Here is a 19,455-nt window from a genome sequence, read left to right on the forward strand (position 1 = left end):
TTAACACGTTTTGACTAAAAAGGAAAAGAGGAATGCTGATGTTGGATTTTCATGATGCAACATTTATTTTACAATTTTATGATGATCAGCAAGTGCGAAAACCAATGACGATTTATCATTTATTACGTGGTAAAAGAACCACTTCTGTGATGCATCTGGCAGAACAATATGGGCTACTTCCTTATTTCAATACAGTCACTTATCTGAATAAGGAGAAGTATCTTGCAACGATTCATGAATTAATTGAAACGGGTTCCTTATTAGATGAAGCAGGTGAATTAAGGTTAAGTCAGCAAGGCTGCTTATTAAGAGCCAAGCAACCTTTTCAGTTAGCTTCTTATCCAGCCATCAATGGTTGGCAATATAGTCATTTATCACAAGATTTTTATCAAAAGTTTGTTTTTATTGTACAAATCTGCTCTGAACTTTCCTTTAAAGAATCTCATTATCTACCAGTTGAACGTGATATTACCCGACAAAAATGGGCTAAAAGATGGTTCATGCAGCAAGAAAAGACGGAGTTGCCAACAAGAGTCTATCACGAAATATCTCAGCTTTCTGCCAAATTAACGGAAGAAGAGGCAGCGATTTTTATTTTTAGCTTAACAGGACATCAATCCTATGGCAGAACCACTCAGCAACTGGCACAAAGATGGCAGAAGCAAGCTTTTGAAATCAGTTGGATTCAGCTTGCAGTTGTCCATACTTTCATTAAGGAAATCACTGCCAAGCCACAAAACTATCCAATTTTGTCCACCTTACTTCCGTCAACCTTAGCGGTCACAAAAAGGATGAATAAAAGTGCACAAAAAACGCGGGATCTTTTATTAGAGGGACAAACAGTTGAAGCAGTGATGCAAAGACGTGGTTTAAAGCAAAGTACAATCTTAGATCATATTGTAGAAATTGTGATGATTGATTCCACCTTTAACATTGATCCGTTTGTTTCCAAAGCAAAACAACAAAAAATCAGTCAATTAATGGCACAAGAACCAACCTTAAAGATAAAAGCCTTACAAGCAAAATTACCAGAGATGAGCTTTTTTGAGCTACGTCTTGTTCAAATTAGAAAAGAGGTGAGCGAAGCTGGAAAAGATTAATTTATTAGCAGGTTTAACCCAGCATTTTGGTTATACTCAGTTTAGACCTGGCCAAGCAGAAAGTATTCAAACGGTCTTAGCAGGTGATTCAACATTAGTGATGTTGCCAACTGGTACAGGAAAATCCATATGCTATCAGCTGGCTGGTTATTATCTTGAAGGCTTAGCTATCATTGTCTCACCGCTTTTATCCTTGATGCAGGATCAAGTTGAACAAATGAAAATGAAGGGTGAAAAACGGGTTGTCGCGTTGAACAGTTTTTTATCTTATGAAGAAAAACAAGCGGTTTTAAGTCAGTTATCAGCCTATCATTATTTGTTTGTTTCGCCTGAAATGTTGCAGCAGGAGCAGGTGTTAGCTGCATTAAAACAACAGAAAATCGCTTTATTTGTTGTCGATGAGGCACACTGTATTTCACAATGGGGCTATGATTTTAGACCAGACTATTTAAGCTTAGGAGCAGTCCGAGCTGCCTTAGCTGATCCAGTGACAATGGCACTAACCGCAACGGCAACAGCTGCTGTTAGAAAGGATATTGTGACTAAATTACAGCTAAATCAGGATCATTTTAAAGAATGGATTTATTCGATTGATCGACCAAATATTGCCTTATCAACCCAGATTTTTCAGACGCAAAAAGAAAAAGAAGCAGCCTTAATTGAAACAGTTAGATTACAGAAAAAGCCTGGGATTATTTATTTTTCTAGCAAAAAAAAAGCAGAAGAAATTGCAGCGCTATTAGCTAAAGAGCTACAAATTAAGGTGGCTGCCTATCATGGAGATGTAGAGGCAATGGACAGGATGAAGTTGCAGCAACAATTTTTGCATGATGATATTGAGCTTATTTGTGCAACAAGCGCTTTTGGGATGGGGATTAACAAAGGAAATATTCGTTTTGTGCTCCATTATCACTTACCCAGTAATATCGAAGCTTATTTGCAGGAAATTGGGCGTGCAGGAAGAGATGGAGGACCTAGTATTGCCTATCTTTTTTATCAAAAAGGGGATGAGCAGATTCATCATCAATTAAGAGAGAATGAGCTGCCAGAGGATGATTTGCTTGAAATGGCGTATCAAAATGGGATAACCGCAATAGAGGAGCAAGTAAATGAAGTGCAATATCGTTTTGTGAAAAATCAATTAAATCAAGGGATTTCTTTAGCTGATGCCAAAAAACAGCGAAATGAACTGATAGGGAAAAAGAAAAAACAACTCAATGAAATGTTGGACTATATTCAAACCGCTCAGTGTAAGCGTGCTGAGTTATTAAAGCATTTTGGAGAAGAATTAAAACAGCAGCTGGAGAATTGCTGTCAGTCCTGTGGCATTAACTTGACTGAATATCAAGAAAAAGAGCGCGTAATACAAGAGAAAACACAGGAAGAAAATGCGGATTGGCAGGCCTATTTATTAAAAATGTTCAATTTATGTTAATTTTTAAAGGAAAAACCAAGCATTTCATGATACAATATGTTGGAATACCGTTTTGAGGAGGAAAATAAGACATGAGTCAGAAGAAAGATTTAGATAAAGAGTTAGACCAAGAAGTAGAAAAAGACACATGGGAACGTCAATTTTACTCAGAAGATGAAGAGGAGCTTGATGGTTTAACTAGAGCACAGCACAGAGCAAGAAGCAGAAGAATCTCACCGATTGCCATTGTTTTTATTATATTTGCAATTTTATTGATTGCTACACCATTTGTGATGCGTGCTTATGTGAATTCAAAGCCAAGTGAAGTTCCAAAAAATAATAATAATACACAATTAACTGTCAGCAAAAATAATTCAAGTAGCAGCTCTGAGGAGTCTTCATCAAAAGAAGAAAGTTCAGAAGCAGCTTCAAGTAGTGAAGAAGTTACACCACCAGCTGAAGAAGAACAGCCTGTTGAGGAAACACCTCAAGTTGAACAACCAGTTGTACAACAGCCAGAACCAGAAGCACCAGTAACAGGTGGAAATGAAGTATATTACACCATTCAATCATCTGCAGATACTTTGTATCAGTTGCATAAACGTTATGGAAGTTCTGTTGAGCAAATTATGGAATGGAATGGAATAACTGATCCTACAATGCTTAAAGTGGGACAGAGTTTAAGAGTTCAATAATCAAAAAGCCGTTTATTCGGCTTTTTATTCTGTAAAGAAAGTAGTGTTGTTTGTTGAGTAAAAAAATCAGTATTGCGATTGATGGCCCAGCATCAGCTGGGAAAAGTACCGTTGCTAAAATCTTAGCAAAAGAATTACATTATGTGTATTGTGATACAGGAGCGATGTATCGGGCAATCACTTATCAAGCATTAGTGAATGATGTGGATGTTCATGATGAACAAGCCTTGGTTCAATTGCTTCAAAAAACAATGATTACCTTTGAGCCTCATCAAGAAGGACAAAAAGTTTTTGTGAATCAACAAGAAGTGACGCAGGTGATTCGTAAACCTCAAGTGACCAATCAAGTTTCTCATGTTTCTGTGCATAAAGGTGTTCGTGAAGAATTGGTGAGACGTCAGCAAAAAATTGCTGAATGTGGTGGCATTGTCATGGATGGTCGAGATATTGGCACAGCTGTTTTACCAAATGCAGAAGTGAAAATCTTTTTAATTGCTAGTGTGGAAGAACGTGCTGAACGCAGATTCCTAGAAAATCAAAAGAATGGCATTGATACGCCTTTAGAAAAATTAAAAGAAGAAATTGCAACAAGAGATCATATTGATTCAACTAGAAAAATTTCTCCTTTAGTACAAGCAAAGGATGCCATCTTAGTTGATACAACAGGTTTAAATATTCCTGAGGTTGTCACAAAAATAAAAGAAATTGTCTCTAAGCAAGTTAAATTTGCTTAAATGATGGATATTTTTTACATTTTACATGAATTTTTATGGAAAAAAACCTTTTTTTTAGTTAGAATAGAAGATAGAAGGATTTTTACGTAACTAGGAGGATTAAAACATGAGCGAAAAAGAAACCATGCAAACAGGTAATGAAGAATTATTAAATGCATTAGACAGCGTTCAAGAAGTGAATGTTGGTGATATTGTAAAGGCAGAAGTTTTAGCAATTGAGCCTGGTAAAGAGGCCATTGTTGGGATTGAAGGAAGTGGCGTTGAAGGCGTTGTTCCTTTTGGTGAATTATCTACTTTACCAATTGAAGCCATCACTGAAGTTGTAAATATTGGTGATGTAGTTGAATTAGTTGTGATTAAACGCAGTAAAGATAAAGAAAATGGTAGCTATATGCTGTCTAAAAAACGCATTGATGCCAAAAAAGTTTGGGAAGAAATCCAAGCTGATTTTGATGCTGGAACAATCATTGAAGCTCCTGTAACAGATGTTGTTAAAGGTGGTCTAGTTGTTGATGCAGGTGTGAGAGGTTTTGTACCTGCTTCAATGGTAGATGTAAACTTTGTGGATGATTTTTCTGTCTATAAAGGAAAAACAATGCGCTTCAAAATTGTTGAAATTGAGCCAAGCGAAAATCGTTTGATTCTTTCTCATAAAGCCATTGCTCAAGAAGAAAGAGAAGCTGCTAAAAAAGAAAAATTAGCAACCTTATTAGCGGGCGATATCGTAACAGGTAAAGTAGCTCGTTTAACCAACTTTGGTGCCTTTGTTGATCTTGGTGGTGTAGATGGACTTGTTCATGTATCACAAATTTCGCATAATCGTGTGAATAAACCAGAAGAAGTTTTAGCAGTTGGCGATGAAGTAACAGCTAAAATTCAATCTGTTGACCCAGAAGCAGGACGTATCTCATTATCAATTAAAGATACTTTAGCTGGCCCATGGGATAACATTGAAGAGCGTGCACCAAAAGGCGCGACTTTAAAAGGAACTGTGAAACGTTTAACTAGTTTTGGTGCCTTTGTTGAAGTTTTCCCTGGTGTAGAAGGCTTAGTTCATATTTCACAAATTTCATATAAACACATTGCAACACCACATGAAGTGTTAAGTGAAAATGCTGAAGTAGAAGTCAAAGTATTAGAAGTGAAGCCAGAAGAAAAACGTTTATCTTTAAGTATTAAAGCACTTGAGGAAAAACCAGAATCAATGAAACAGGCTGAAGCTGAAGAACATTATGAATTACCAGAAGAAAGTACAGGATTTTCATTTGGTGAAATTTTAGGAGAAGCTCTTTCTTCTAATGAAGATGCTGAGTAAAGCAATAGCGTTTCATTAAAAGGAGAGACAAAACTATTTTATAGTCTTGTCTCTCCTTTGTATTGCTAATAAAACAAGTTTTGAAGATAAAATAGAGTGATATTGTTAATGGATAGAAGGCTGAAGTCGAAGTGGGTTAATAGGGATCAGAGTCGAATAATTTTGATCTGTATCATGTTTCTAAGAGTTAAAACTTTAAGAGGCGAAGAGAGATAAGGATCAAAGTCGAACAGTGTTCGATTTGTATCATGTTTCTAAGAGTTGAAACGCTAAGAGGCATGACAAAACTCTAAGAGGCGAAGAGAGATAAGGATCAAAGTCGAACTGTGTTCGATTTGTATCATGTCTCTAAGAGTTAAAACTCTAAGAGGCATGATAAACTTCTTGCAAGTTAACGGTTTGTTCTATACACTGTAGAAAGAAAAAGAAAAGGAGGCAAAAACATGGCAAAACCAGTTATCGCCATTGTTGGTCGCCCAAACGTAGGTAAATCAACTATTTTTAATAGAATTGTCGGCGAACGAATTTCTATAGTAGAAGACGTTGCAGGCGTAACAAGGGATAGAATCTATTCTCAAGGAGAATGGTTAGGGAAAGAATTTAGTATTATTGATACAGGTGGTATTGATTTAGGAGATGAGCCTTTCTTAGAGCAAATTAAGCAACAAGCTGAAATTGCAATGGATGAGGCAGATGTGATTATTTTTATCGCTAGTGGTCGTGAAGGGGTAACCAGTGCAGATGAAAATGTGGCAAAGATTCTTTATCGTACGAAGAAGCCTGTGTTATTAGCTGTTAATAAAGTGGATAATCCTGAAATGAGAAGTGATGTCTTTGATTTTTATGCTTTAGGGCTAGGGGAACCTTATCCAATTTCAGGGAGTCATGGTTTAGGTTTAGGAGATTTACTAGATGCTGCGATTGCTCATTTTCCAGATGAAACGGAAGAAGAGTATGATGATCAAACCATTAAATTTAGTTTAATTGGCCGTCCAAATGTTGGGAAATCTTCATTGGTTAATGCCATTATTGGTGAAGAACGTGTGATTGTTTCTGATATTGCTGGAACCACCAGAGATGCCATTGATACAGCTTTTGAAGCAGATGGACAAGAGTTTGTGATGATTGATACCGCTGGGATTAGAAAACGTGGAAAAGTCTATGAAAGTACTGAAAAATATAGTGTACTAAGAGCGATGCGTGCCATTGAACGCTCAGATGTTGTTTTAATGGTTCTAAATGCTGAAGAAGGCATTCGCGAACAAGATAAAAAAGTAGCTGGCTATGCCCATGAAGCAGGTAAAGGCATCATTATTGTGGTCAATAAATGGGATGCTATTGAGAAAAACGATAAAACAATGAAAAAATTTGAAGAAGACATTCGAGATAATTTCCAATATCTGAGCTATGCACCGATTATTTATGTTTCAGCTAAAACAAAACAACGTTTGCATACCTTACCAGAAGTGATTGAAAAAGTCAGTCAAAGTCAAAACTTACGGATTCAATCTGCTGTCTTAAATGATGTAATTATGGATGCTGTGGCAATGAATCCAACACCAACAGATAAAGGCAAACGCTTGAAAATTTATTATGCGACTCAAGTTGCTGTCAAACCACCAACCTTTGTCATTTTTGTGAATGAACCAGAAATGATGCATTTTTCTTATCAACGATTTTTAGAAAATCGCATTCGTGATGCTTTTACCTTTGAAGGAACACCGATTCGAATTCTAACTAGACAAAGAAAATAAAATAATTATAAACTAAAAAAGAGACATTTTATCATATTTATATGCAAAATGTCACTTTTTTTCATGTTTTTTTCTAAAAATTCACATTTGGTATTAAAAAATGGTAAAAATCGAGGAAAAACCTTGCGGTGGTTACGTTTGTATGATAATCTCAATATAGAAATACGGTTGTTTCTGACAAACGTATTTCGTATCATTTTTGGACCACTCAAGAATGATATTAGGAATGCATATTTGTTCTTATGATTAAAGATGTATTCTTTTTTATCAAGGAGGTGAAAATCAACATGGCAAACAAAGCAGAATTGATTGAAAACGTTGCAACTGCAACTGGTCTTACTAAAAAAGACGCTACTGCAGCTGTTGATGCAGTATTCGAAACAATCCAATCTTCTTTAGCAAAAGGAGAAAAAGTTCAACTTATCGGTTTTGGTAACTTTGAAGTGCGCGAACGTGCTGCACGTAAAGGTCGTAACCCACAAACAGGTAAAGAAATCCAAATCGCTGCAAGCAAAGTCCCTGCGTTCAAACCAGGTAAAGCGCTTAAAGAAGCGGTTAAATAATTGTAAATACGATTATAGCGTTGCCATGAATTTTTAATTCATGGCAATTTTTTTATACATAAATTGTTCTTTCTTTGGTCTGATATGCTAAAATAATAGGGATGAAGGAGTGAGTAAGATGCGTATTTTAACTGCAGGTGAAAGTCATGGACCTAGCTTAACAGCGATTATTGAAGGTTTTCCAGCAGGTTTAACAATAGATGAAGCAAAAATAAATCAAGCATTAGCCATGCGTCAACAGGGCTACGGTCGAGGCAATCGGATGAAAATTGAAAGTGATGGTGTGACCTTTTTAAGTGGAATCAGACATGGGATGACATTAGGTTCGCCTATTACCATATCGATTCCGAATAAAGATTATCAAAATTGGGAAGCTATTATGAATCCAGCTGCTCCAACTGAAGCCATCAAGCATGAACGAAAAGTCACACGGCCACGTCCTGGACATGGGGATTTAGTAGGTGGAATGAAATACCAGCATCGGGATTTACGGAATGTCTTAGAGCGTTCATCAGCTAGAGAAACCACTTTACAGGTAGCTATCGGAGCGCTTTGCAAGCAGTTACTAGAAGCTATTGGTATTCAAACAGAAAGTAAGGTAACTGAAATTGGTGGGCTACAAGATCTTGATTACCGCGAGGAGCTCACAGAATCGCAAGCTAAGCACCTCCAAGTATCTTCTGTTAGAATGTGCTTGCCAGAAGTTGAAACGGCTGTGATCGCCAAAATAGACGAAGCCAAGCGTGCTGGAGACACATTAGGTGGTGCCTTTCAAGTGAAAGTCACAGGCGTTCCAGCAGGAGTTGGCAGCTATGTCCAGCATGACCGCAAATTAGATGGAAAATTAGCAGGTGCTTTAATGAGCTTAAATGCCATTAAAAGTGTGTCTATTGGCTTAGGTCATCAGCTAGCAGGCTTACCAGGCAGTCAGGTACAGGATGAAATCACTTGGGAAGAAACACAGGGCTATCGTCGTAAAACCAACCATTTAGGTGGAATCGAAGCGGGAATGAGCAATGGCATGCCTATCTTAGTCACAGGCACAATGAAACCCATCCCAACGCTCTATCAACCGCTACAAAGTGTTGATATTGAAACCAAAGAAGTCTTTAAAGCTAGTGTTGAAAGAAGCGATACCTGTGCAGTGCCTGCTTGCAGTCGAATTGCAGAGCATATGATTGCGACGACTATCACACAAGCTATTTTAGAACAATTTGAAAGTGATCAAATGCCCAGATTAAAACAGAATATAGCAGATTATCGCCAGTATCTACAAGACTTTTAATCCAATGAAAAGAGCGTGACTCCGAAATCTAAGAGATTTCAAAGACACAACTTATTTGAATAATTTAAAACAAACCAATAGAAAGCAGGACATTTCAATGATTCATGGAAAAATGTTATTTTTAAATCCAACAAAAGAAAGCCTAACAGGAAAGCTTGCAGTGCCAGGAGATAAATCAATTTCTCATCGTAGTCTGATGTTTGGCGCCCTTGCAGAGGGACAAACTGAAATTAGGGGCTTATTAGAAAGCGGCGATGTCTTAGCGACGCTTTCAGCCATTAAACAAACAGGGACAATGATTAAACGACGCGCTGTGGGGCATTATTTGGTTGAAGGAACAGCCTTGAAAAATTTTTCTATCCCAACCAAACCAATTGATTTAGGCAATAGTGGAACTTCTGCTCGCTTATTAAGTGGTTTATTTGCCAAGCAAGTCGGTCCACTGACCTTGATTGGCGATCAATCGTTATCTAAACGCCCCATGAAACGAATTAGCAAGCCTTTGACGCAAATGGGCTTAGATCTACAAGGCGATACCTTACCATTGGTGTTGGCTAATCCACATCAGCAATTGCAAAGCATAACCTATCAAATGGAGGTTGCGAGCGCTCAAGTGAAATCAGCGATTATGTTAGCGGCCATTCAGGCTGAGGGCATCACCACAATTATTGATCCAATTCCCTCAAGAGACCACACAGAAAAAATGCTTCAAGATTTTTCAGGAGAAGTTACACGAGTAGGTCAGGAATTATTGGTTCCTGGCAATCAATCATTAAAAGCCACGACTGTAGATGTGCCAGGAGATTTTTCTTCAGCAGCCTTTTGGTTAGTTGCGGGAATTTTGCTGCCAAACAGTGAGCTGACGATTGAAAAAGTAGGTTTAAATGCTACCCGAACCGGATTATTAACAGCTTTTGATCAAATGGGCCTGCACTATGACCTTGAACTAATTGAGGATGGCAGCCAAGAGCCACGAGGAAATGTCACAGTTAAAGCGCAAAAAGGGACAGGAACGGTTATCGAAGGTGCATTATTACCTCGCCTCATTGATGAAATTCCAATTTTAGCGCTATTAGCGACACAAGTGAATGGGGAAACTGTGATTAAAGATGCTCAAGAGCTAAGAGTGAAAGAAACAGACCGTATCCAAGCCGTTGTCAGCAATTTACAGGCCATGGGAGCCACGATTGAAGCAACGGATGATGGGATGCGCATTCTAGGACCAACACCATTAAAGGGAGCTGTAGTAGATAGCTATGGCGATCATCGAATCGCTATGATGCTTGTGATTGCAAGCTTGATTGCTGAGGGCGAAACACGACTATTGGATGCTTTTGTGATGAAGATCTCTTATCCAAACTTTTTAGAGGATTTAAAAATATTGTTACACCATAATCAGTAGGGGGAAATAAAAATGACACCAAGTGAAAAAATGTTAGCTGCTTTACAAAATAATGATTTAGAACATGCCGAAAGACATTTTAAGGAGGCACTAGCCTTAGATGATCCAGAAACCTTATATGGGTTAGCAGATGCTTTATATCAATTAGGCTTCTTAGATGAGACCAAACAAATTTATGAACAATTATTGGTGCTATTTCCAGAAGAGGAAGAATTAAAGATTGGTTTAGCGGAGATTGCGATTGAGGCAGATGAGTTATCAGAAGCGATGCTATTATTAGAAGAAATTCCAGCTGAAAGTGCAGCCTATCCGCAAGCATTACTTGTATTGGCTGATTTATATCAGGTGCAAGGCTTATATGAAGTGAGTGAGCAAAAGCTTGAAATTGCTAGCAACCTGTTACCAGATGAGCCAATTATTGAATTTGCTCAAGCAGAATTATTCTTTACAACAGGGAAATATGCACAAAGTATTCGAATTTATCAGGAATTGCTTAAACAAGGCGTGGATGAAATTGGTGGGATTTATCTCGCACAAAGAATCGCTAGCTCTTATAGTGCACTGGCTGATTTTGAGAATGCCTTGCCTTATTTTGAGCAAGCTTTGGAACAGCATGAAGAGATTAATACTTTATTTGAGTATGGTTTCACCAATATGCAAGCCAAGCAATATAAACGAGCTGCAGAGGTCTTTTCACAACTAAAGGAATTAGATCCAAGTTACACCTCTTTATATCCTTATTTAGGCCGAGCCTTAGAGGAAGAACAGCAGTTAGAAAAGGCTTTAGAAGTGATGCAGGAAGGGATTCGTTTAGATGAATTTAATCCTGAATTGTTTGAATATGCAGGGAAGTTAGCCTTGAAATTAGACAATGAGGAGCTGGCTGAGGATTACTTTAGACAAGCAGTGTTATTAGATCCTGAAAAAGTGACAGCAGCGTTAGAATTAAATAATTTATTGCTGAAACAAGAGCGCTTTGAGGATGCGATTGAAATTTCCAATATTGCTTTAGAAAATGAAGAAATTGATGCACAATTCTATTGGAATTTGGGCATTGCTTATGAAGGGCTAGAGGATTATGAAAAAGCTTATCAGTCTTACCATGAAGCAGCCGAGCGTTTTAAAGAAAATAAAGACTTCTTAAAACAATATGGCACCTTCCTCAGAGAAGATGGAAAACTAACAGAAGCCAAGCAAATCTTAGGGCGTTATTTAGAAATGGAACCAACTGATGATGAAATAGCAGATTTATACAGTTCAATCAATGGAGAAAGTTTTTAAAATGCAGTATAATGAATTCAGAAGATTAGAAAAGGGGTGAGCAGTATGGGAATCAAGGTGAGTTTAGAGGATAAAAAAATGTTTTTAAGTTGGTTCTTAGAGAATTATCAGTTAAAACGAAGAGAAGCCATGTGGATTTTAACTTATTTACTCAATCATGACACCATGATGAAAAAAGTTCATTTTGTTGAACATGCTGAAAAAACACCAAGAGGCATGATGCTTTCAACTGTTGAGACAGAAATAGACCCGTTTCTATTTTACAAAGAAGGCTTGGTTTTATCCAATCCAGAGCAGGCCTTTCATGAAGTGCGTAGCAATTGGAAAGACGAATTGTACTTGGAATTAGTGTTTGACAACCAATTAATGACACCGGAATATATCGCTGTGCTGGAGGACAATCCATTCTATAGATGGAATGATCAAGTCGATGAACAATTATCCATTGAAGTTGACCAGCTACTAGAAAAGGTCAGTTTGGTGAATCGCAAAAAACAAATTCTACAAGAAATTGATGTGGCATTAGAGAAAAATAATAAACAGCTTTTCCGTTCACTTGTGAAAGAATTAAATGAGCTTGAGCGGCGTAAGGATCATCAGATTACAAAATAAACAATCTAAAAAACCAGTTGACTCCCAAAGAATCAACTGGTTTTTAGCTATTGATCATTTCTATTCTTCCTCAACAACAAATTCAAATGCTGTTAAATCAGCAATCATCTGCTGATAAAGCGCATGATCTTTTTCATGAAAGTTATTCAATTTATGAAGTGCAGAAAGTGCAGCCTGATGTAATTCACTTGTCATATCCCCATAAACCTTCGCCATACCAAAAGCAATTGCAACAGTTGTTTGAGCAGAGAGATAAAGTGCATCATTTAACTCAGCTGTATCAACTGGATTTAGATAGTTCATGCCCCACATGTCTTCAACAATACGACGAGGAAAATCATTTAAAATCAGACGGTCAATCTCTCCATCCTTTCGGATATACTCGCTAAAATGAGCAAGGGCATCATTGCCAGTATCTGAACCAAAAGGAGCTTCTTCCAAACTAATATCAAAATAAAAATCTTGATTAAAATGTGCTAAGAATTGAGGATGACTCTGTGTTCTTGTGACATTGTCTTCAACTGTGTCTAAATAAATTTTCAGATGACCACTAATGTTTTTCCATTGTTTGACATCGGGTAAAGAGCCATTTAAATACTGAACGAATAATTTCGCAACATCTTGTCTATCTGCAACGAGTAGCTGAAATTGATCAAAGATATCTTCAGCATAATCAAAACGTGTTTCAACAATAAACCCATTCTCTTCCTTCGCGGTTTGAATAAAAGAATTATCGGACATCTCTCTTGGATTTGAGCATTCTAAAATTAAAAATTCACATTGCTCGTGTTCAAGTTCCTGCAGAGCTTCAAAGATTGTCGTTTCATCTACAATATCGTAAAATCTTTCTTCATTAAAAAAATTAAAGGTTAAAGCCATCTTCAAATACCTTCTTTCATCATTTTTAGTCTTCTCGCACTATTTTTTTCTTTTTCTTTCCTAATGGAGAAGGTAAATCCCCAAAAGTAAAGCCTTCACCTGAAGCCTCTGTCACATTAAAAATGGACACAAACGCTGTCGAATCAATAGCATGAATTAGTTCTTTTGCAGGGCCAATCTCTTGGTTACTCATTAAGCAATAAATCATTTTACGCGCTTCCTTAGAATAAGCACCCTCCGCTTTCAAATAAGTGACACCACGTCCTAATTCAACCATCAAGCACTTTGCGATTTCGTCATAATGGTCTGAAATAATTAAGAAGCCACGAGCGGTATAAGCACCTTCTTGGACAAAATCAATGACACGAGAAAAAATGAAGGTCGCAACCAAGGTATACATCATATGCTGCATATCTAAATAGCTTAAAGAAAGGACTAAAACCAATGCATCAAAAGCAAATAAGGTCTTGCCCATTTGTAAACCGTGATACTTTTCCAAAATCCGAGAAATAATATCACTTCCACCAGTTGTGCCACCCACACGATAAATCAAACCACAACCAATTCCGGCAAATAAACCAGCTAACACAGAGGCAATGAATAAATCCTGCCCAATATCAATTGTTAGTGGAACACGTTGCCAAATCCAAATAGAGGTGGACAACATAACGGTGCCATAAATGGTGTATAAAAGCGAACGATTGCCTAATAATTTCCAGCCAATTAAAATCATGGGAACATTTAATAAAAGCGTGGTATAAGCCGGATCTATTTGTAGCCAATAGCGAATTAATAAGGCAACGCCAGTGAAGCCACCCTCCGCTAGTTGATTTTCCATATTAAAAAAAACAAAGCCAAAGCCATAAAACAAACAGCCTAATGTAATGGTTAAGAAGTCTTTAAGATGAATTTTTAATTTTACTTTCTCCATTTTAAGCGCCTCCTTTTTATGTAACAACAATAAATATAGCATTTTTTAGAGGAAGAGTGCAACAACCCTTGAAACCTGCTGTGATTTTGGTACTATAAGATTAAAGAAAAAGAAAAGGTGAGAAAAATGGAAAAAACAATCAAAGAAATGCAACAAGATGTGGATCAATTTGTTTCCCAATTTAAAGTAGGGTATTTTTCCCCTTTGGCACAGCTAGCGAGACTAACTGAAGAAGTCGGAGAGCTTGCACGTGAAATCAATCATCAATATGGCGAAAAACAGAAAAAGTCCATTGAAAAAGAAAAGGCAATGATTGCAGAATTAGGAGATGTCCTTTTTGTTTTAACCGCTCTAGCCAATTCCTTAGAAATTGACCTCACACAAAGTTTCCAAGAAACGATGAATAAATTAAATAATCGAGATAAAAACCGCTTTGAAAGAAAGGATGAAGCCCATGATTAAAGTAATTGTTGCAGGCTATCAAGGTAAAATGGGCAGTACAGCCACCAAAATGGTTCTTTCTCATACAGAATTCGAGTTAGTGGCCGTCTTAGACCCACACGCCGAAATAAATGCTTTATGGGAAGATGCAGCCTTTCCAGATGTCAATGTTCCTGTGTTTAAAAAGAAAGAAGACCTCGTCAAAAAAGTCCAAGCTGATGTTTGGATTGACTTTACTATTCCAGCTGTTGCTTATGAGCATACACGCTTTGCCCTAGAGCACAAAATTGCTCCAGTTGTCGGCACAACTGGTTTTACGGATGCCCAAGTAACGGAGCTGAAGGCCTATGCTAAAGCACATAAAATAGGCGGTTTAATTGCGCCTAACTTTGCAATTGGTGCTGTCTTAATGATGCAATTTGCCCAAAAAGCAGCCCAATATTTACCTGATGTAGAAATCATTGAACTACACCATGATCAAAAACTAGATGCCCCAAGTGGGACTGCTTTGAAAACAGCTGAAATGATTGCTGAAGTCAGAGCGACTAAAAAACAAGGTAATTCAGCAGAAAAAGAATTACTGCCTGGCGCAAGAGGGGCAGATTATGAAGGCATGAAGATTCATAGTGTGCGTTTACCAGGCTTAATTGCTCATCAGCAAGTGCTGTTTGGTGGCACAGGAGAAGGACTGACAATTCGTCATGATTCTTATGATCGTGCTTCCTTTATGAGTGGTGTCGCCTTAGGTGTCAAAAAAGTTGTGGCACTAGAAGAATTTATTTATGGTTTGGAGAATTTATTATGACATTATTACCTGCAATTTTTGAAAAAGCCATTCCTGTGATTGAACAACTGGAAAAAGCTGGCTATGAAGCCTATTTTGTAGGCGGCAGTGTGAGAGATATGCTATTAAAAAAGGACATTTCAGATGTAGATATTGCCACCAGTGCCTTTCCAGCTGAAGTCAAAGCCCTATTTAAACGAACCGTTGATATTGGAATTGAGCATGGCACTGTACTGGTTCTTTGGGAAGATGAGGAGTATGAAATCACAACCTTTAGAACAGAATCTACCTATCAAGATTATCGAAGACCGGATGAAGTGACCTTTGTTCGCTCTCTTGAAGAGGATTTAAAACGTCGTGATTTTACAATCAATGCACTTGCTATGACAAAAGAGGGCGCGATTATTGATTTGTTCTCTGGGGTGGCGGATCTTGAAAAGAGATTGATTCGTGCAGTAGGATTGCCACAAGAAAGATTTCATGAAGATGCCTTAAGAATGATGCGAGCAGTTCGCTTTATGAGTCAGTTAGATTTTGATTTAGAGCCTGCAACAGCAGAAGCAATTGCCATTCATCATGAATTACTTACTAAGATTGCCACTGAACGGATTCAAGTAGAACTGACCAAGTTATTACTTGGAAAAGCTCGAGCAAAGGGCCTGTTACAATTTATTGATAGTGAATTGTATCGTTATTGTCCAGCTTTGTCCTCTGCAAAGGAATCATTAATACAATTTAGTCAGTTAATGGGGATTTTTCCTACTAAAAATATTGCTTGGACAGCATTCCTTTATTATTTAGAAATTAGTGAAAACAATGTAGAAGCTTTTTTAAGGGAATGGAAATCTTCTAAACAAGAGATTAGATTTATTAAGCTTGCTTTAAAGCTATTAAACGCGCGTTTAACTGATGCTTGGAGTAATCGGATGTTATATGATGCGGGGCTTCCTTTAGCGCTGCAAATTGAAGAATTGGCTCTTGTAATAAATCCACAACTAGTGCCAACGGTTGATTTGGAGGAACAGTATCAAAGACTAGCAATTAAAGATAAAAGTGAGTTAAATATCACTGGTGATGACTTATTAAAAAAAATGAATGTACTACCTGGAAAATGGCTAGGAGATTTATTAGCAGAACTTGAACAAAATGTGATTGATCATCAAATCATCAATGACCAAAAATTGCTATTAGCATGGGCTATCAAGCATGCTCATCCTAAAAAATAAAGATAAAAAATCCAAGAAAATCAGCAAATCTGCGATTTTCTTGGATTTTTTTATGGTAATTTTCCAAAACTATTTTGTGAGTAATTGCTACTATAAGATTTGGGGTGGTTTGTTGAAGCCTTGAGATAAATCGTTACCCAATAAGTATCCTTTACAGTAAAATCTAGCAAAGGCTTTTCTTGTTGATTATCAATTCGATCGCTTGCTTGATGGGTTATTTTGCTATCTGTTAAAATGTATCCTGCATATTCATAATATTGTGGAATAATTGGATTGATCTCATACCACCAATGATCAAAATTCATATAAGAAACTTGTTTTGAAAACACTTGAAGTGTATCGTCATTTGTACTAGTTGCTAGAATTTGTTCTTGTTTACTATGGCTAGTAGAAGGATTGCCATTTTCATTGTTTAATTGGAAATAACCAGTTAATGGCAACACAAGATTGTTATTTGAATCGAGAATAACTTGTCTGACATGAATCGTTGCTTCGGAATCTAAGATGTTAGCTTTTACTTTTGTTTGAACTAGTTGGTCATGCTTGATTGTTACTGGATAAAGACCTTTTTTAGTGACGTGGTTCAGGCCAACAGGGACTTCAGTCACATTTGCAGTTAACTTATTAGCTGGTAAAGCTGTATCGCCCCAATTCATCGTCAGATTCCATGCAGAAGCAGTTGATAGCTGAACAACTTTGTTAGAAGAAAGCTCTTTTACATGATGTAAATATTCTGTGAAATCAAAAGCATATAATACAATGTTATTCGTTTGGTCAACAGTGGTTGTATCATCAATAATAAAGACTGTAATTGTTTTTGTTAGGGTCTTACCATCATAAGTGAATTCATAAGTAAGTGGGTAGGGTTTAATTAAATCTGCTGGATGATTATTTTCAGTTAATTGATCATAAGCTTTTTTAACATCTTGAATAGCGGTTAACTCATCTTGTTTAACCAAGACATCAGCTGATTTTAGCTCTCCGCTATTGATATCCCAGGCCTGTAATTGAGCGGATGTTTTGCTACTGTTATCTGTCAATGCCTCAACATCATTGACATGAATAGTAAAGTTTGAAGCCGCTAATGCACCTTTTTCATTCCAGATGGTTTCATTGTCCATTTTATTAATGATACGTGAGGTTGCACTGATTTGTTTATTCTCATCAGAAACAAAATATTTTATTTTTTGTGGACCTCTACTAGTAAGGTCTAAACCTAAAGCACTCCAATCAATTGCTCTTGTTGGATCTAATGGGTTTCTATTAATACGTTTATTCAACCAGTCTTGTGATTTTTGACCAGAAATATTTTTAGAAGAGAGATCATAATAATCAGTTACTTTAATTGCAAGAGGATCACTTAGTGAGCCTGTTTTTGTTCCAGTAATTAACCAATTATTTAAAATATTTTGACTACCGGTATTGATTTCTTGTTTTAAGTCTGTATCTTCTAAATCAAGAATCACATTCTGAGGTGCAAGAATAGCAGGGGCATAATTATCTATCACTAAGGCAGAACCAAGAAAAGCATTATATTTCAACTGTGGTGCAGCTTTATTGGTCCAATTACCAGTTGGACCATAAACTGAATCAACAAAGCCTTTACCCTCTATCATCCCTCCTAAAAAAATTGTTTCGTCAAAAGAGAGCATTGTCCTAATGGTAATAGGAACATCAGATGCAATTTTTCTCATGCCTGTTAACTCAAATGTAAGATTGTTGGCAAAGCCAATAAAAATAGCAGGCTGATTATTTTCTACAATATACCCGTAAACGCTAACTGACGAAGCTCCGTTTTTAGTAAGGGTAAGTGTTGTTTTGGGAGGATATTCTGCGACAAGATTTAATTGATGTTGGTTCAAGTCATAAAGATAAAGCTTCGTGTTACTGTTTTTGTTACTTTTATCTGTAATTGTAAAGTAATATTTATCAGGAGAAGAAATGCCAGATTGGTATTGAAAGCTTCCATCACCATCTCCAACAAGCTTTTCAAAAACAATTTTGTTATTCTGATCCCATTCAACTAAAACAGTTCCAAATCCTTTAGCACCAGAAGCATAGCCTAACTGGAGAGGTGCGATAAACCCGTTTGAACTGGTATTTGTAAAAGCACCATTCGCAATACCAACCATTGTTCCAGCTGGGATTTGTCCGTTCGGTGTGTAACTAGCAAAATTAACAGATGGAAAGGCTAAACCTGCAGTATTTAACGTACCACCAATATTTTTGGCAATAAAAAATGTCTTTTGAGTCGCTACATTCGTAAGAAGTGGAAGATGGTATTTTTCTGCATTAAAATCAATCGACATACGATTATAAATAACACCAGCAGGTTGTGTGACGGTCTGTCTAGATAATATATTAAGATCTTTATCAACTGTTTCATAAATAATCACGTCGCCATTAACTAAACCATTAGTGTAAATAAATGTATAGGTATCATTTTGATTATCTGAACTACTCATGTAATAGGCAGTTTTTCCTTGGTATAAAGGAACTTCTTTTTCAATCGTTCCTTTACTATCTGATAGAACCAAACGGTTATAATCTTTATAGAAGTAGCCGGGGGTTACAACTGCATAAGGAAAGTCGGTAGAATGATGGACACTTAAAACTTTATTATTTGAAAGCTTGAAAGCTTGAATAATTTCATCATCTTGAGTGGTGCTTTTTCCAATAAATTGTTCTCTAAAGAAACCTGGAATATAAATGTTTTGTTGTACATAATGTTCATATAAAGGATTTGTATTTAATTTTTTTTCAGGTAATGTCGTACTATCTGCAGGAATTTTTTGCTGATAGATTGGATTATTAGCATCAATGGTAATCTCGTTTCCACGTTGCTGAACGATAGGAGTGTTTACTTCTTGTTTGTTTGCATGAGTAGATTTTGCTACTAGTAAAGAAGTGCCCATTACTAGTGTCAGACAAATAAAGAAAGTTGTCTTTTTTTTCATCATTTTTTGTATTCCTCCAATATCTCTTTTTCTTATTTATTTTGAAGAAGTTATCATTCTTTTTTTGTAAGAAACATTTGTT

Annotated in this window: 17 protein-coding genes; 14 read left to right on the plus strand and 3 right to left on the minus strand. The window is 36.8% G+C overall.

The window, feature by feature from the left end; all coding sequences use genetic code 11:
• Positions 1-38 precede the first annotated feature (38 nt).
• From BMW29_RS04005 to BMW29_RS04055, 11 genes are all read left to right on the plus strand, one after another.
• Entirely contained in the window at positions 39-1,100 is a 1,062-nt protein-coding gene (locus tag BMW29_RS04005; protein WP_177165664.1) for a YpbB family protein, read from the plus strand.
• Positions 1,096-2,535 carry a RecQ family ATP-dependent DNA helicase gene (locus BMW29_RS04010; protein WP_281241498.1) on the plus strand — a complete coding sequence of 480 codons (1,440 nt, stop codon included), beginning with the start codon at positions 1,096-1,098 and terminating at the stop codon, positions 2,533-2,535. Before BMW29_RS04005 ends, BMW29_RS04010 begins: the two co-directional genes overlap by 5 nt.
• 71 nt (positions 2,536-2,606) lie before the next feature.
• Entirely contained in the window at positions 2,607-3,209 is a 603-nt protein-coding gene (locus BMW29_RS04015; protein WP_092650582.1) for a LysM peptidoglycan-binding domain-containing protein, read from the plus strand.
• A gap of 50 nt (positions 3,210-3,259) precedes the next feature.
• The gene (gene cmk / locus BMW29_RS04020) at positions 3,260-3,943 is read left to right on the plus strand and encodes a (d)CMP kinase (RefSeq protein WP_092650584.1); all 684 of its coding nucleotides are present in this window, start codon (positions 3,260-3,262) and stop codon (positions 3,941-3,943) included.
• A 106-nt stretch (positions 3,944-4,049) separates the two neighbouring features.
• Positions 4,050-5,258 carry a 30S ribosomal protein S1 gene (rpsA, locus tag BMW29_RS04025; RefSeq protein WP_092650586.1) on the plus strand — a complete coding sequence of 403 codons (1,209 nt, stop codon included), beginning with the start codon at positions 4,050-4,052 and terminating at the stop codon, positions 5,256-5,258.
• A 443-nt stretch (positions 5,259-5,701) separates the two neighbouring features.
• Positions 5,702-7,012 (plus strand): ribosome biogenesis GTPase Der, encoded by a 1,311-nt coding sequence (der, locus tag BMW29_RS04030; protein ID WP_092650588.1) that lies wholly within the window; start codon positions 5,702-5,704, stop codon positions 7,010-7,012.
• A 287-nt stretch (positions 7,013-7,299) separates the two neighbouring features.
• Complete coding sequence (locus BMW29_RS04035) at positions 7,300-7,575, plus strand: HU family DNA-binding protein (protein ID WP_092650593.1); 276 nt, start codon at positions 7,300-7,302, stop codon at positions 7,573-7,575.
• Between the two features lie 118 nt (positions 7,576-7,693).
• Positions 7,694-8,860 (plus strand): chorismate synthase, encoded by a 1,167-nt coding sequence (gene aroC / locus BMW29_RS04040; protein WP_092650595.1) that lies wholly within the window; start codon positions 7,694-7,696, stop codon positions 8,858-8,860.
• Positions 8,861-8,957: 97 nt separating this feature from the next.
• Positions 8,958-10,262 carry a 3-phosphoshikimate 1-carboxyvinyltransferase gene (gene aroA / locus BMW29_RS04045; RefSeq protein ID WP_245706223.1) on the plus strand — a complete coding sequence of 435 codons (1,305 nt, stop codon included), beginning with the start codon at positions 8,958-8,960 and terminating at the stop codon, positions 10,260-10,262.
• A gap of 12 nt (positions 10,263-10,274) precedes the next feature.
• The gene (locus BMW29_RS04050; RefSeq protein ID WP_092650597.1) at positions 10,275-11,543 is read left to right on the plus strand and encodes a tetratricopeptide repeat protein; all 1,269 of its coding nucleotides are present in this window, start codon (positions 10,275-10,277) and stop codon (positions 11,541-11,543) included.
• Positions 11,544-11,588: 45 nt separating this feature from the next.
• Entirely contained in the window at positions 11,589-12,155 is a 567-nt protein-coding gene (locus BMW29_RS04055) for a ReoY family proteolytic degradation factor (RefSeq protein WP_092650599.1), read from the plus strand.
• 60 nt (positions 12,156-12,215) lie between these two features.
• Here BMW29_RS04055 and BMW29_RS04060 read toward each other — a convergent pair whose 3' ends face one another.
• Together BMW29_RS04060 and BMW29_RS04065 are read right to left on the minus strand one after the other, a co-directional pair.
• On the minus strand, positions 12,216-13,034 hold the full coding sequence (locus BMW29_RS04060; protein WP_092650601.1) for a hypothetical protein: 819 nt from the start codon (positions 13,032-13,034) through the stop codon (positions 12,216-12,218).
• A 25-nt stretch (positions 13,035-13,059) separates the two neighbouring features.
• The gene (locus tag BMW29_RS04065; protein WP_092650603.1) at positions 13,060-13,965 is read right to left on the minus strand and encodes a YitT family protein; all 906 of its coding nucleotides are present in this window, start codon (positions 13,963-13,965) and stop codon (positions 13,060-13,062) included.
• 126 nt (positions 13,966-14,091) lie between these two features.
• Between BMW29_RS04065 and BMW29_RS04070 the strand changes: the two genes are divergently transcribed.
• The 3 genes from BMW29_RS04070 to BMW29_RS04080 are packed head-to-tail and all read left to right on the plus strand — an operon-like array spanning position 14,092 to position 16,416.
• Positions 14,092-14,427, plus strand: a complete 336-nt coding sequence (locus BMW29_RS04070) for a nucleotide pyrophosphohydrolase (RefSeq protein WP_092650605.1) — start codon at positions 14,092-14,094, stop codon at positions 14,425-14,427.
• Complete coding sequence (dapB, locus tag BMW29_RS04075; RefSeq protein WP_092650607.1) at positions 14,420-15,211, plus strand: 4-hydroxy-tetrahydrodipicolinate reductase; 792 nt, start codon at positions 14,420-14,422, stop codon at positions 15,209-15,211. The genes BMW29_RS04070 and dapB overlap by 8 nt, the downstream gene beginning before the upstream one ends.
• A complete protein-coding gene (locus BMW29_RS04080) occupies positions 15,208-16,416 on the plus strand; it encodes a CCA tRNA nucleotidyltransferase (protein WP_092650609.1) in 1,209 nt (402 codons plus the stop codon). Before dapB ends, BMW29_RS04080 begins: the two co-directional genes overlap by 4 nt.
• 50 nt (positions 16,417-16,466) lie before the next feature.
• Here the strand turns inward: BMW29_RS04080 and BMW29_RS04085 are convergent, their stop codons facing one another.
• A complete protein-coding gene (locus BMW29_RS04085) occupies positions 16,467-19,376 on the minus strand; it encodes a hypothetical protein (protein WP_092650611.1) in 2,910 nt (969 codons plus the stop codon).
• Positions 19,377-19,455 lie beyond the last annotated feature (79 nt).

The organism is Isobaculum melis (assembly GCF_900111355.1).
In the GTDB taxonomy this organism is placed as follows: domain Bacteria; phylum Bacillota; class Bacilli; order Lactobacillales; family Carnobacteriaceae; genus Isobaculum; species Isobaculum melis.